The organism is Thioclava sp. NS-SX20, assembly GCF_057380695.1.
This window is the reverse complement of record NZ_CM170816.1, coordinates 671,354-684,714: the sequence shown is the minus strand read 5'-3', so window position 1 is coordinate 684,714 and position 13,361 is coordinate 671,354. Positions and strand designations below refer to the sequence as shown.

At 61.6% G+C, this 13,361-nt stretch carries 12 protein-coding genes and 1 tRNA gene; 8 read left to right on the top strand and 5 right to left on the bottom strand.

Annotation, left to right across the window (positions count from 1 at the left end; all coding sequences use genetic code 11):
* The first annotated feature begins 7 nt into the window (after positions 1–7).
* Positions 8–1,618 (top strand): OpgD/OpgG family glucan biosynthesis protein, encoded by a 1,611-nt coding sequence (locus AC2ISB_RS03480; RefSeq protein WP_339109421.1) that lies wholly within the window; start codon positions 8–10, stop codon positions 1,616–1,618.
* 466 nt (positions 1,619–2,084) lie between these two features.
* On the opposite strand, the gene gloA2 is transcribed toward AC2ISB_RS03480, so the two are convergent.
* Together gloA2 and AC2ISB_RS03470 are read right to left on the bottom strand one after the other, a co-directional pair.
* Complete coding sequence (gene gloA2 / locus AC2ISB_RS03475) at positions 2,085–2,474, bottom strand: SMU1112c/YaeR family gloxylase I-like metalloprotein (protein ID WP_486576131.1); 390 nt, start codon at positions 2,472–2,474, stop codon at positions 2,085–2,087.
* Positions 2,471–3,448, bottom strand: a complete 978-nt coding sequence (locus AC2ISB_RS03470) for a DUF808 domain-containing protein (RefSeq protein ID WP_486576130.1) — start codon at positions 3,446–3,448, stop codon at positions 2,471–2,473. Before AC2ISB_RS03470 ends, gloA2 begins: the two co-directional genes overlap by 4 nt.
* Before the next feature lie 228 nt (positions 3,449–3,676).
* Between AC2ISB_RS03470 and cobS the strand changes: the two genes are divergently transcribed.
* Together cobS and AC2ISB_RS03460 are read left to right on the top strand one after the other, a co-directional pair.
* Positions 3,677–4,648 (top strand): cobaltochelatase subunit CobS, encoded by a 972-nt coding sequence (gene cobS / locus AC2ISB_RS03465; RefSeq protein WP_339109417.1) that lies wholly within the window; start codon positions 3,677–3,679, stop codon positions 4,646–4,648.
* Positions 4,649–4,739: 91 nt separating this feature from the next.
* The gene (locus AC2ISB_RS03460) at positions 4,740–5,027 is read left to right on the top strand and encodes a hypothetical protein (protein WP_486576128.1); all 288 of its coding nucleotides are present in this window, start codon (positions 4,740–4,742) and stop codon (positions 5,025–5,027) included.
* A 130-nt stretch (positions 5,028–5,157) separates the two neighbouring features.
* Here the strand turns inward: AC2ISB_RS03460 and AC2ISB_RS03455 are convergent, their stop codons facing one another.
* Positions 5,158–5,736 (bottom strand): NADPH-dependent FMN reductase, encoded by a 579-nt coding sequence (locus AC2ISB_RS03455; protein ID WP_486576126.1) that lies wholly within the window; start codon positions 5,734–5,736, stop codon positions 5,158–5,160.
* Between the two features lie 204 nt (positions 5,737–5,940).
* On the opposite strand from AC2ISB_RS03455, the gene cobT reads away from it, so the two are divergent.
* Both cobT and AC2ISB_RS03445 read left to right on the top strand, forming a co-directional pair.
* The gene (cobT, locus tag AC2ISB_RS03450; RefSeq protein WP_339109414.1) at positions 5,941–7,815 is read left to right on the top strand and encodes a cobaltochelatase subunit CobT; all 1,875 of its coding nucleotides are present in this window, start codon (positions 5,941–5,943) and stop codon (positions 7,813–7,815) included.
* Positions 7,815–9,614, top strand: coding sequence for an aminopeptidase P family protein (locus AC2ISB_RS03445; protein WP_486576123.1), 1,800 nt, complete (start codon positions 7,815–7,817; stop codon positions 9,612–9,614). Before cobT ends, AC2ISB_RS03445 begins: the two co-directional genes overlap by 1 nt.
* 137 nt (positions 9,615–9,751) lie before the next feature.
* Here AC2ISB_RS03445 and AC2ISB_RS03440 read toward each other — a convergent pair.
* Positions 9,752–9,838, bottom strand: a tRNA-Leu gene (locus AC2ISB_RS03440).
* 176 nt (positions 9,839–10,014) lie between these two features.
* Here AC2ISB_RS03440 and lipB point away from each other — a divergent pair.
* From lipB to AC2ISB_RS03425, 3 genes are all read left to right on the top strand, one after another.
* Entirely contained in the window at positions 10,015–10,683 is a 669-nt protein-coding gene (gene lipB / locus AC2ISB_RS03435) for a lipoyl(octanoyl) transferase LipB (protein ID WP_339109412.1), read from the top strand.
* Between the two features lie 118 nt (positions 10,684–10,801).
* Complete coding sequence (locus tag AC2ISB_RS03430) at positions 10,802–11,212, top strand: c-type cytochrome (protein WP_339109411.1); 411 nt, start codon at positions 10,802–10,804, stop codon at positions 11,210–11,212.
* A gap of 122 nt (positions 11,213–11,334) precedes the next feature.
* Positions 11,335–12,885, top strand: a complete 1,551-nt coding sequence (locus AC2ISB_RS03425) for a cbb3-type cytochrome c oxidase subunit I (protein ID WP_486576121.1) — start codon at positions 11,335–11,337, stop codon at positions 12,883–12,885.
* Here the strand turns inward: AC2ISB_RS03425 and AC2ISB_RS03420 are convergent.
* Complete coding sequence (locus tag AC2ISB_RS03420; protein WP_406720505.1) at positions 12,882–13,295, bottom strand: hypothetical protein; 414 nt, start codon at positions 13,293–13,295, stop codon at positions 12,882–12,884. The genes AC2ISB_RS03425 and AC2ISB_RS03420 overlap by 4 nt on opposite strands.
* Positions 13,296–13,361: the final 66 nt, after the last annotated feature.

Below are 13,361 nucleotides of genomic sequence, written 5' to 3'. Positions count from 1 at the left end.
GCATTTGATGACAGATTCTCACCCCTCCCGCCGTCAGGTCCTTGCCTCCGCCCTCGGAACCGGCGCCTTCTTCCTGCTGCCGCAAATGGCGCGCGCCCAAGCCGACGAGATCGCGCATGGCATGCCTTTGGGTCAAGCGGAGCCGTTCTCGTTCGATATGCTGCGCGACATGGCACGCACGCTGGCCAACGGCCCCTATAATGCGATGAAAGTCGCCGATCCCGAGATCATCCAGCAGATCGATTACGACGCCCACGGCGCGATCAAATTCCGCAAGGATCACGCGCTTTGGGGCAATGGCGACGACTACCCCGTGCATTTCTTCTTTCCGGGCCGGTATTTCCCCGATCCGGTGCATATCTACGCCGTGAATGGCGGGATGGCGCGCGAGGTGCCGTTCTCGAAAAACTATTTCGATATTCCCGCCGACAGCCCCGCCCAGAACCTGCATGGGACCGAAGGCTTTGCAGGGTTTTCGGTGCAGGACCGCAAACATAATGCCGACTGGATGGCCTTTCTGGGGGCGTCTTACTGGCGGACTGCGGGCTATTCGGGCCAGTTCGGGCTGTCGGTACGCGGGCTGGCGCTGGATACGGCTGTGGCCGAAGGGCCGGAGGAATTTCCGCGCTTCACCCGCTTCTGGCTGGAAGAACCCGAAGATGGCAGCTTTGTCACCTATGCGCTTCTGGAAAGCCCGCGCGCGACCGGTGCCTATAAGATCGTTTCGCGTCTGGGCGGCGGCGTGGTGCAGGATGTCTCGGCAGATATCTTCCTGCGCGGCGATGTGAACCGGCTTGGCATCGCGCCGCTGACCTCGATGTACTGGTTTGGCAAGCATGACCGGCAGGTATCCCCCGACTGGCGCCCCGAGGTCCATGACAGCGACGGGCTGGAGATCCATACCGGCACCGGCGAAAAGATCTGGCGTCCGCTGAACAATCCGCCACGGGTGATGGCGAACAGCTTCCACTCGCCCAATGTCAAAGGCTTTGGCCTTGCGCAGCGCGAGCGTGACTTCAAGCAATATCAAGATGATGGCGTTTTCTATGAAAAACGCGCCACCGCCTGGATCGAGCCGAAAGAGGGCTGGGGCGAAGGGGCTGTGACCCTGATCGAGATCCCCACCGATGACGAAACGATGGACAATATCGTGGCCTTCTGGACCCCCTCCGACCCGTCGGCGACAGGCTCGGAATTCAGCGTGAACTATCGGCTGAGCTGGGTGAAGGATGTGCCGGTGCCGCGCCAGAAAGCGCAGTTTACCGCGATCCGTATCGGCACGGGCGGCATTCCGGGGCAGGACCGTCCGGCCAACACCGTGAAGATCGTTTGCGATCTCGACAGCACCGGCCTTCAGGGGCTGAGCCGTGCGGACGGGCTGGAGCCGGTTGTTACCGCCTCGGTGGGCACGACCTCTCTTACAAGCGCCTTCCCCGTTGTCGGGGCCGATTACTGGCGCGCGATCTTCGATCTGGATTTTTCGGCCGTGGCCACGGACAATAACGATCCGATCGATATTCGCATGTATCTGGACCATAAAGGCGATGCGATGAGCGAAACGCTGATCTTGCAGCTTTTCCCCTCGCAGCTGCGCGAGCTACTGGCCAGCCACGGCTAAGCACCGGACACCAAGGGAGGCCATTGGCCTCCCTTTTTTCGCTTTCCCATGCGCCAAAGCTGCCCGCTGGTTCTTTCCCTTGCGGGCTTGACCCGGAGCCGAGCGCAGAGCCTAGGCGCTTAGCCCGAGACAAACCGTCACCTTCGTCGGGCCCTGCGCGTCGGATAGATCGAAATCCGCCTGAAACGCGCGCGGGATATACTTTTGCCAGATGGGCTACCATCGCGCGATCAGGCTTTGGGGCTACGCCACGCGGCAGCCGATGGTCACCCGATAGGGGACGAGGTCCCCCGCTATAGTCGTGGTAGGCGCTATAAAGCGCGGCAACCTTCACAGGGTCTGCGTTCTGGACAATCTCCGAAAGGCCGATGACCTCGAAGGCCTCTGATGTCTGGACAGTCATATATTTGAAATTCTTGGGTGAAATACCGCAAGGAACACGACCGGTCAGGATTGGCAAGGAGAATTACGTCTCGTAAAGCTCTAGCGGCAGGCCATCGGGGTCTTGGAAAAAGGTGAAACGGGCGTTGGTCAGCGCATCCACGCGGATCGGCTCGACCTCCACCCCATGATACGCAAGCCTTGCGCACCACGCATCGATATCGCCCACCGCGAAGGCCAGATGCCGCAGCCCCTGCGCCTCGGGACGGGTCGGGCGCGTGGGGGCATTCGGGAAGGTGAAGAGTTCGATCTGCACCCCTCCCGCCATCTCCAGATCCAGTTTCCAGCTGTCGCGCGCCGCGCGATAGGTTTCCGCGATCACCTTCAGCCCGAGCACCTCTGTGTAAAAGTGCCTGGAGCTTTGGTAATCCGAAGCGATGATCGCCACATGATGCGGGCGCAGCGCCTGTGTCATGCCGCCTCTTTCTTGGCAAACATCCCGAGGACCGGCGAGATCACGAATGTCACGACAGGAATCAGCACGAAGCCGAACAGTACCCCGAAGATTCCGTCACAGAAGGCGGTAACCGCCCAGCCAAGCGCGGGCTTCCACGCCTCGCCCACCTTCGCCACGACCGCTTCGGACTGATGGTGGATCCAGTCATAGGGCGCCCCGAAGCCGAGTTCGGCCAGACCATGCAGGATGATATTGCCCCCCACCCAGATCATCGCAGCCGTGCCCACGATCATCAGGATCTTCATGAAAAGCGGCATGAAATGCACGATCGCGCGGCCAGAGGCGCGTGTGGCCGCAAGCCTGGCATTTTCCGCCAGCCACAGCCCCACATCATCGGCCTTCACGATAATCGCGACACCCCCATAGACCACCGCCGTGATCCCGATACCGACAATCGCCAGCGTCAGGGCCTCGATCCATAGCGCATCCCCTTCCGGCAAGGCGGAAAGCGCGATGGTCATGATCTCTGCCGAGAGGATGAAATCGGTTTTTACCGCACCTCTGACCTTTTTCTCCTCAAGCAGGGCCGCGTTCTCTTTGGCCTTGGGGGCCGCGTCTTCTGCCGGATGGGCGGCGGCGGGGTGCAGCACATGCCACACTTTCTCGGCCCCTTCGAAACACAGATAGGCCCCGCCCAGCATCAGAAGCGGCGTAATGGCCCAAGGCGCGAAGCTGGACAGCAGCAGCGCCAATGGCAGCAGGAAGACCAGCTTGTTGCGGATCGACCCCAGCGCGATCTTGCCCACAATGGGCAATTCACGGGCGGCGGCAAAACCATGCACATATTTGGGCGTGACCGCCGCATCATCAATCACCGCCCCCGCCGCTTTGGCCCCGGCCTTGGCTGCCTGCCCTGCCACATCATCGACCGAAGCCGCCGCGATCTTGGCGATTCCCGCCACATCATCCAAAAGCGCCAGAAGGCCGCTCATACCAATCTCCGTTCACAATTTTCGCATGTTTGCGCACGCGCGTGCGGGATATGCGTCCTGCAGGCTACTTGCTCCGTCTTGCAGGCGCAACGCACCATCCCCCGATTGCGGTTCCCCAAATGGCCGCTTGCCCTTGCAGCGCCCCGCGATATGCTCCACAACTCGGTCAGACACGCCCTGCGTCCGATTTCGATGACGGCTGCGGCGACCAAGAGAAAGGTGCCCGAAATGCTCGATATGAATGCAAAACCCACCGAAGAGATCGATGTCCGCGAGGTCTTCGGCATTGACAGTGATATGAAGGTCAAGGGATTTGCCGAGCGCACCGAACGCGTGCCGGAAATCGACCCGACCTACAAGTTCGACCGCGACACCACGCTGGCGATTCTGGCGGGGTTTGCCTATAACCGCCGGGTGATGATCCAGGGCTATCACGGCACCGGCAAATCCACCCATATCGAACAGATCGCCGCGCGCCTGAACTGGCCCTGTGTGCGGGTGAACCTCGACAGCCATGTCAGCCGGATCGACCTGATCGGGAAGGATGCGATCAAGCTGGTGGATGGCAAGCAGGTCACCGTCTTCCATGAAGGCATCCTGCCGTGGTCGCTGCGCAACCCCACCGCGATCATCTTCGACGAATATGACGCAGGCCGCGCCGATGTGATGTTCGTGATCCAGCGTGTGCTGGAAGCCGAGGGCAAGCTGACCCTTCTGGACCAGAACGAGGTGATCACCCCGAACCCCTATTTCCGCCTGTTTGCGACCGCGAACACCGTGGGTCTGGGCGATACCACCGGCCTCTATCACGGCACCCAGCAGATCAACCAGGGCCAGATGGACCGCTGGTCGCTGGTGGCCACGCTGAACTATCTCAGCCATGATGCCGAAGCCGCCATCGTGCTGGCGAAGAACCCCAACTACAATAACGAGGCAGGTCGCAAGGTCATCAGCCAGATGGTGCATGTGGCCGACCTGACGCGCACGGCCTTCATGAACGGCGATCTGTCCACCGTCATGAGCCCGCGGACCGTCATCGCATGGGCGCAGAATGCACGCATCTTCAACGATGTGGGCTATGCCTTCCGCCTGACCTTCCTCAACAAATGTGACGAGCTTGAACGTCAGACCGTGGCCGAGTTCTACCAGCGCCTGTTTGACGAGGAACTGCCCGAAAGCGCGGCCTCCATCGCGATGTGATCACGCGAGCCAGTCGAATAAAGTGAAGGCCGGGATGCGTTCCCGGCCTTTTCTTTACGATTTGGAAAGCAAAAACGGCGAGGCTGTGCCTATGATGCTAAGCCCCTCTCGCCTTGCCCTTCTTTTCTGCACAACCGGCCTTCTGATGGCCTGCGAGCCAAACTATTCGGCGCGCGATGCCTTGCTGGAATGCCGCACGCTCTATGCCGAGGCAAACCGGTTGACGGATGCCAATCTGGCCTCCGAAGCCCTGATGGGCTATCGTGGGCCGCATGTGCCCTCAATGACGGCCATATTGGTGCCGCAAAAGGCGCAGAAGCCACGCAAGGTCGAGGATTGCGATGACATCCTCATCCTTGACCGGCGCCTGCCGGAGTAAGGCCGCCGACCGAAGTAGGGCCGCCCCCCACAAAAACGGGCCCCCGAAAAACCGGAGGCCCCTTCCGGCCTACACAATAAAAGCGACAGACCTGCCGCCGCAAATTATGGCTCTGGAAAGCGCGCGAAGCTTACGCCTTGAGCGCGGGCTTTGTCAGATTGCCCCAGAACTCCATATCGCCCAGCAGCTCGTCCAGCGTGGGATCGATATGTTCGGGGAAGGCTTTCGGGTCGCGCTCGGTCATATTGGCAAAAAAATCCGCGCCCGCGATATGCACCGCCCCGCGCACCGGCACCATGCCGAAATTGATGGCGATCACCCGCAGGTGCTCGGCGGCGCGCATCGCCCCCGAGGGACCATAGCCCACAATCCCCAGCGGTTTGCGACGCCAGCCGGTATAAGCGTAATCGAACGCATTTTTCAGCACACCGGGGATCGAGTGGTTATATTCCGGCGTCACCACGATAAACCCGTCATAGCTTTTCAGCAGATCATTCCATTTGCCCTTGGCCCCTTCGGAGGGTTCGGCATAGGCGGGCGCCATCGCCTCTTCGAAATGCGGCAGGACATGATCGCGCAGATCGATCACATCGAATTTGAAAGCCGAACGGTTGGCGGTTTTGTCCATGAACCATTCCGTCACCACATCGGCAAAGCGGCCTTCGCGCGTGGTGCCGATGATAACGCCAATTTTAAGCGGTTCTGTCATGGGGGTCTCCTTCGCTTCTGCACAGGGCAACCGGTCTGCTGCCCGTTTGGCCTCAAGGTACAGTGCAGAAATGTGGCGACAACCCCCAGTTTGGTGCAAAGCTGCACGAAGCGTCTGCACAGCCCGCCTTGGCCCGTCTGGCGGGACAGCCGAACACGCGGATCCCCTCTTGCGAAGGCACGGGCGTGGTGCTTTATCTTGGGCATGAGCAAGCCCATCGATAACCCCGCCGATCCGTTTAAAAAAGCCCTCGCCGAGGCGACCAAAACTATGGCCGACCGGCCGGAGTTGACGGTCAGCTATACGGTCGATCCGTCCGGCTCGACAGGCGATACGATGCGCCTGCCGCAGGTCTCACGGCGGATGACGCGCGACGAGGTTCTGCTGGCGCGCGGCACCGCCGACCAGCTGGCGCTGCGTCTGCGCCACCATGATGCGGGCACCCACGGGCGGTATCGTCCCGCAGGCGATATGGCCGCCGCGCTTTATGAAGAAATGGAATATGCCCGTTGCGAGGCTCTGGGCGCGCGCGACATGCCGGGCACGCTGTCGAATATCGATGTGAAGATCGCCCATGAGGCCGCACGCAAGGGCTATGCCCAGATCCGCAATCAGGCCGAGGCCCCCCTGCCGGTGGCGGCGGGCTATATGATCCGCGAAATGGCCACGGGCCGCAAACTGCCCGAAGGGGCAGAGCATGTGCTCGACCTGTGGCGCCCGTTCATGGAACAGCAGGGCATCAATCTCGAGCGTCTGCAGGATGTGCTCTCCGACCAGACGGCATTCGCCAAATTCTCGCGGCAGTTGATCTCCGATCTGGGCTATGGCGACCAGCTGGGCGATGACCCCGATGACGAGATGGGCGATGACGGGGAGGATGCCGAAGAGGCCGCCCCAGAGAATGATCGCGGCGAGATGGAAGAGCAGGAGCAGCAGGAGCAGGAAGAGGCCGATGCCTCTCCCGAGCGCGCGCAGGAACAGACGCAGGACCAGCAGCAGGCCGCCACCTCGACCGAGGAACTGGCTGACCCTGCCGATGGCGACGAGGTCGAGATGCCCGACCCCGAGGCCGCGATGGAGCCGCCTCCGCCGCCTGCCGCCTCGGATGCGGACCCCAATTACACCGTCTTCCGCACGGAATTCGACGAAGAGATCATGGCCGAAGAACTGGCCGAAGTGGCTGAACTCGAACGCCTGCGCGCCTATCTTGACCAGCAGCTTGAACCGCTGAAGGGCGCCGTGTCGCGGCTGGCCAACAAGCTGCAGCGCCGGCTGCAGGCGCAGCAGAACCGCTCGTGGGAATTCGACCGCGAGGAAGGCATGCTGGATGCGGGCCGCTTAGCGCGGGTTGTGGCCAACCCCACCACGCCACTGTCCTTCAAGATCGAACATGACACCGAATTCCGCGATACGGTGGTGACGCTGCTTCTGGACAACTCGGGGTCGATGCGCGGGCGTCCGATCTCGATTGCGGCGATCTGTGCCGATGTTCTGGCGCGCACGCTGGAGCGCTGCAATGTGAAGGTCGAGATTCTGGGCTTTACCACCCGTGCGTGGAAGGGCGGCCAAAGCCGTGAGGAGTGGCTCAATGCGGGGCGTCCGCAGCAACCGGGCCGTCTGAACGACCTGCGCCATATCATCTACAAACGCGCCGATACGCCGTGGCGTCGTGCGCGGCCCAATCTGGGTCTGATGATGAAAGAGGGCCTGCTGAAGGAGAACATCGACGGCGAGGCGCTGGAATGGGCACACCGCCGGATCACCAAACGCTCGGAAGCGCGTAAGATCCTGATGGTGATTTCCGATGGCGCGCCTGTGGATGATTCCACTTTGTCGGTGAACCCCGCGAATTTCCTCGACAAGCACCTGCATGATGTGATCGCCATGATCGAGAAACGCCGTGCGGTCGAGTTGCTGGCCATCGGCATCGGCCATGATGTGACCAAATATTACAACCGCGCTGTGAAGATCTCGGATGCAGAGGAACTGGCGGGCGCCATGACCGAACAACTGGCGGGCCTCTTTGATGCCGACCCGCGCAAACGCGCCCGTGTGCTGGGAATGCGGAGAGCCGGCTGATGTTTCAGGATTTCTCGGTCAAGACGAACCCCGATACCGGCGAGCCCCGTCTGGCCGCCCTGCGCGAGGTTCTGGCCAAGCGCGGGCTGGCGGGCTTTATCGTGCCGCGCGCCGATATCCATCAGGGCGAATATGTGGCTGACCGCGATGCGCGGCTGGGCTGGCTGACGGGGTTTACCGGCTCGGCGGGCTTTTGCGTGGTGCTGCCGGAAGTGGCGGGGGTGTTCATCGACGGGCGCTACCGCGTGCAGGTGCGCTCCGAGGTGGATCTGGCAGCCTATACGCCGGTCAACTGGCCGCAGACGCAGGCGGGCCCCTGGATTGCCGAACATCTGACCGAGGGGCGGATCGGCTTTGACCCTTGGCTGCACACCCACAGCGAGATCGAGGCGATCCGAGCCGCGCTGGCCAAGACCGCTGTCACGCTGGTGCCCTGCGAGAACCCGATCGACGAGATCTGGACGGACCGCCCTGCCCCGCCGCTTGCCCCCGCCCGTCTGCATCCGCCGGAACTTGCGGGGGAAGAGTCGGCGTCGAAACGCGCCCGACTGGCGGCCGCTCTGGCCGGAGATAGTGCCGCCGTGCTGACCCAGCCGGATTCCATCTGCTGGCTTCTCAATATCCGTGGCGATGACATTGCCCGCAATCCGCTGGTGCAAAGCCTTGCCATTCTCCATGCCGATGGCTCGATCGATCTGTTCGCCGAGGGCGCTAAGTTTTCGCCCGACCTCTTGGCGGCTTTGGGGCCGGATGTGACCCTGTGCCCGCCCGATAGTTTTGGCGCAGGGCTTTGCGCGCTTTCGGGCTCGGTTCTGGTGGATCCGGCAAGCGCACCCTATGCGGTGGGTCCGATCCTGTCGGAGGCAGGTGCCACGCCACATTATGCGCCCGACCCCTGCGTGCTGCCCAAAGCGCGCAAGAATGCCGCCGAAGTGGAGGGCATGAAAGCGGCCCATCACCGCGATGCCTGCGCGATGGCCGAGTTTCTGGCTTGGCTGGATGCCGAGGCCCCGAAGGGCGAGCTGACCGAGATTTCGGTAGTGACCGCGCTTGAGGACTTTCGCCGCGCGACCAATGCGCTGACCGAGATCAGCTTTGACACGATCTGCGGCGCGGGCCCTGACGGGGCGATTGTCCATTACCGCGTCACCGAAAAGACCGACCGTCCCGTAAATGCGGGCGAATTGCTTTTGGTGGATTCGGGCGGGCAATATGTGGATGGCACCACCGATATCACCCGCACCATCGCGATTGGCCCCGTGCCCGAAGAGGCCCGCGCGCCCTATACCCGCGTGCTACAGGGGATGATCGCGCTGTCGATGGCGCAATGGCCCAAGGGCGTGGCTGGCAGCCATCTGGACGCGCTGGCGCGGATGCCGCTATGGCGGGCCGGTCAGGATTACGACCACGGCACGGGGCATGGCGTGGGGGCGGCGCTTTGTGTCCATGAGGGGCCGGTGCGGATTTCGCGCGCCTCGACCCTGCCGATTGAAGAAGGCATGATCCTGTCGAACGAGCCGGGCTACTACCGTGACGGCGCCTTCGGTATCCGCATCGAGAATCTGGTGCTGGCGGTTGCGGCGGACAAAGGCCCCGAGGCCGATCCCCAGCGCGAGATGCTGCATTTCGAGACGCTGACATGGGTGCCCATCGACACCCGTCCGGTGCTGGTTGAACTGCTCAGCCAAGCCGAACGCGACTGGCTGAACCATTACCACGCGACCTGTCTGGCCGAGATCGGGCCGCATGTCTCTGCCCCCACGGCTGAGTGGATGGAACAGGCCTGCGCGCCAATCTAGCCTGACACAGCGCGGCCCAAGGGCCGCGTTTTTCATGCCGCATGGGGTTAGAAACTCTGGAAACTCGAAAGCCCGAAAAACTCCAAGACCCCAAAAGCAAAAAGCCCCGCTAGGGGCTTTGCTCTCCATCCGGAGAATGGTGCGGTCGAGAAGACTCGAACTTCCACGGGAGTTACCCCACAGCGACCTCAACGCTGCGCGTCTACCAATTCCGCCACGACCGCACTGTCTCTGGCTTGGTGAGGGCTATCTAGCGGCTGTCTGCGAGCTTGAAAAGAGGAAAAATGCGTTTGCCGGATTTTTTCTTTGATCCCTGCGCGATGGGCCTTTTGCGCAAGGCGTTCTGCCCTTGCATCCAAGGCCCGAAAGCGCGACATCAGGGGAAATATCGGAGGATGCCATGGTCGAATGGATTCACGCAGATCAGCCCGTTCCTTATGAAGAGGCCCTTGCCTTCATGGAAGCGCGGGTCGCCGCGATTCATGCCGGTGAGGCAGAGGAAGCGATCTGGCTTCTTGAGCACCCGCCCCTTTATACGGCAGGCACATCCGCGCAGCGGAAAGATCTGGTGGACCCCGACCGCTTTCCGGTTTTCGAGGCAGGACGTGGCGGGCAATATACCTATCACGGGCCGGGCCAACGCATCGCCTATGTCATGCTGGACCTTAACAAACGCGGGCGCGACGTGCGCGGCTTTGTCAAGAAGCTGGAAGACTGGGTGATCTCGGCGCTGGCGGATTTCAACGTCAAGGGCGAGATTCGCGAAGGCCGGGTCGGCGTCTGGGTCGAGCGCCCCGACCGCCCGCGCGGCATCGACGGCGCGCTGGCCGAGGACAAGATCGCCGCCATCGGGGTCAAGCTGCGCAAATGGGTCAGCTTTCACGGCATCTCGATCAATGTCGAACCCGATCTGGAGCATTTCACCGGAATCGTGCCCTGCGGGATCAAGGATCACGGGGTGACCAGCCTTGTCGATCTGGGGCTGCCGGTGGAAATGGGCGATCTGGACGCCGCGCTCATGGCCCATTTCAACGAGATTTTCGACGAAAGTCCTGTGGAGCAGGACTAAAATCCCGTAACAGCCTTTTTACAGGCATGATACAGTCGCCCCAAGCGCATTTGGGCCTGCGGGAGGCAGGTCCGGATCGGTTCGGGAAAGAACCACCTGTTCGAACGAGGAAATAGCGATGAAGATTAGCCTGTTTGCCACACTCACCGCAGTCACCCTTGCCGCCCCTGCTTTCGCGCAGGATGCCGCCAAAGGCGAAAAAGAGTTCCGTGCCTGCAAAGCCTGCCACGCCATCGTGGCCCCCGACGGCACAGCCATCGTCAAGGGGGGCAAGGTCGGCCCCAACCTCTATGGCGTGATCGGACGTCAGGTGGGCAGCCTTGAAGGGTTCAAATACAAGGATTCGATCAAGGCCGTCGGCGCGACCGGCGCTGTCTGGACCAAGGAAGAGCTCGAAGCCTATATCACCGACCCCAATGCCTGGCTCGAAGAGAAAACCGGCGACAAGGCCGCGCGTTCGGGCATGACCTTCAAAGCCAAGAAAGGTCAGGGCGATATTGCCGCCTATCTGGAATCCGTGGCCAAATAAGCCCGCCACAGAGATGTCAGCCGATGAACATGCCCGCCAGCCTTTGGCGGGCATTTCCTTTGGCAGGGATTGATTGTATGCGGGGCGCGATCCGGCCCCGCACGGCCCAGAGGAGAGACGCCATGCCCCGACCCGATGCCAGCAGCCTGCCCGCGACAGATGGCCAGAAGGGCACGCAGACCGGCGGATCAAGCGACCACAAGACGATCGGTCTGCTCTATCTGGTGACTGCGGCTCTTGTCGGGCTGATTTCGGTGGTGGTGACCGTTTATATGCGGCTCGAGCTAATGGAACCGGGCGTGCAATATCTGTGCGCCGAGGGCGCGCGGCTCTGGCCGACGCAGGCCCCCTGTTCCGCCAATAGCGCGCTTTGGGATGTGCTGACCGCCTCGCATGGGGTGCTGATGATGTTCTTTGTCGCCATCCCGGGCCTTTTTGCCGGTTTCGGCTCCTATCTCTTGCCGCTGCATCTGCGCGCACCCGAACTGGCGTTTCCGCGCCTGAACCGCAGCGCCTACCAGCTATATGTTCTGGCCTGCATCATGGGCATCGGCGCGCTGTTTTCGGCCCATACCGTGCCGGTGGCCATTGCGGCGCTGTTCGTGATGGGGATCTCGACGATCCTGACCGCGATCAACATGATTACCAGCTTTCTCAATATGCGCGGCCCCGGCGTGACGCTGCATGACGCATCGCCTTTTGCATGGTCGATCCTTGTGACAGCCGCCCTCGTGCTGTGCACGCTGCCCGTGCTGGCCGGAGCGATAACCATGATGCTCGACCCGAGCTACCGGCATGCGATCCACGAGGATGACCCCGAATTCTACCGGCAGATCCTGTGGTTTTTCAGCCATCCCGAGATCTACATCATCATTCTACCGGGCTTCGGGATTATCTCGCAGATCATCTCCACCTTCTCGGGGCGCCCGCTTTACGCCCAGAAAGTCACGATTTATGCGATGCTGGCTATCGGCCTGCTCGGTTTTGCCACATGGGCGCATTACATGTTCACCCGTGGGCTGATGGCAGGCGAGGATAGCGGCTTCACACTGGCCGCCACCATTGTCGGCCTGCCAACACTGGTCATCCTGTTTTCATGGATCATGACACTGGCGCAGGCGCGCCCACATTGGCGGACCCCGCTTCTCTGGGCGCTTGGCTTCATCTTCCTCTTTGTCATGGGCGGACTGAGCGGGCTGCTGATCAGCGGTGCTCCGGTCGATATCAACCATGCGGGCACCTATTTCGTGGTCGCGCATTCGCATTATGTCATGAGCCTCGGGGCGATTTTCGCCCTTTTCGGCGGCCTCTATTTCTGGATCGGAAAAATGTCGGGCCGCAACTATCCGGAATGGGCCGGACAACTGCATTTCTGGCTGATGTTTCTGGGAACGAACCTGACATTCTTCCCGCAGCAAATCCTGGGCCAAGAGGGCATGCCCCGCCGCATTCTGGATTATCCGGACCAGTTCGCCCTGCTCAACCAGCTCTCGTCGATCGGGGCGTTCCTGTCGTTCTTTTCCTTCTTGCTGTTCCTGGGCATCATCCTGTGGACGGTTCTGGCAGGGCGGCGCGTCCCTGCTGCCATGCAGGAGGGCGTGCAGGAGGGCATGACCGCTGAATGGACGCTCCCCTCTCCGCCGCCGCCGCATAACTTCGAACGGCCGGTTTAAGAGCTGCTCCGGTTCGGCCCGACCGGCAGACATCTATATTGGCGTTCCACTTCCAATGCCGCCGAACGTGCCCAGCGGTCTGATGTGCCGTTCACGGTTGCCTCCAATGTCGCCGCATCCGATACGCCAGAATCCAGAACCGAAACCAGTGTTTTGGCGAATGTCGGCCCGTAAGAAGCCATCTTGTGCTCATAGGCCAGATGCGCCTTCTGCCCGCGCGATCTTGTATCGGCCTCGGTTGCGCCGCGCGCACAGGCATAGGTGAACGCACCGCCCGACTGGCTGGCAAAAGACAGGAACTCGCGCTCCGGCATTGCCTGTTTGACCTGCCCGAGCGACGTGTTACAGCCCGAAACGATCAGCCCTGCCAGACAGAGAATTCCGGTTTTCAGATGTCCAAAGCCGGTCATAGCACCCCATATCTTGTGATAAACAAAGACATGGATGTGGGCAGCGCGCGCGCCGAAGGCAAATCA

Excerpts from the sequence above, each read along its gene's own strand:
- AC2ISB_RS03460 (WP_486576128.1), top strand. The coding sequence starts at position 4,740 with ATGATGCTAAGCCCCTCTCGCCTTGCCCTTCTTTTCTGCACAACCGGC.
- AC2ISB_RS03480 (WP_339109421.1), top strand. The coding sequence starts at position 8 with ATGACAGATTCTCACCCCTCCCGCCGTCAGGTCCTTGCCTCCGCCCTC.
- AC2ISB_RS03445 (WP_486576123.1), top strand. The coding sequence starts at position 7,815 with ATGTTTCAGGATTTCTCGGTCAAGACGAACCCCGATACCGGCGAGCCC.
- AC2ISB_RS03455 (WP_486576126.1), bottom strand. The coding sequence starts at position 5,736 with ATGACAGAACCGCTTAAAATTGGCGTTATCATCGGCACCACGCGCGAA.
- AC2ISB_RS03470 (WP_486576130.1), bottom strand. The coding sequence starts at position 3,448 with ATGAGCGGCCTTCTGGCGCTTTTGGATGATGTGGCGGGAATCGCCAAG.
- lipB (WP_339109412.1), top strand. The coding sequence starts at position 10,015 with ATGGTCGAATGGATTCACGCAGATCAGCCCGTTCCTTATGAAGAGGCC.
- AC2ISB_RS03420 (WP_406720505.1), bottom strand. The coding sequence starts at position 13,295 with ATGACCGGCTTTGGACATCTGAAAACCGGAATTCTCTGTCTGGCAGGG.
- gloA2 (WP_486576131.1), bottom strand. The coding sequence starts at position 2,474 with ATGACACAGGCGCTGCGCCCGCATCATGTGGCGATCATCGCTTCGGAT.
- AC2ISB_RS03425 (WP_486576121.1), top strand. The coding sequence starts at position 11,335 with ATGCCCCGACCCGATGCCAGCAGCCTGCCCGCGACAGATGGCCAGAAG.
- cobT (WP_339109414.1), top strand. The coding sequence starts at position 5,941 with ATGAGCAAGCCCATCGATAACCCCGCCGATCCGTTTAAAAAAGCCCTC.
- cobS (WP_339109417.1), top strand. The coding sequence starts at position 3,677 with ATGCTCGATATGAATGCAAAACCCACCGAAGAGATCGATGTCCGCGAG.
- AC2ISB_RS03430 (WP_339109411.1), top strand. The coding sequence starts at position 10,802 with ATGAAGATTAGCCTGTTTGCCACACTCACCGCAGTCACCCTTGCCGCC.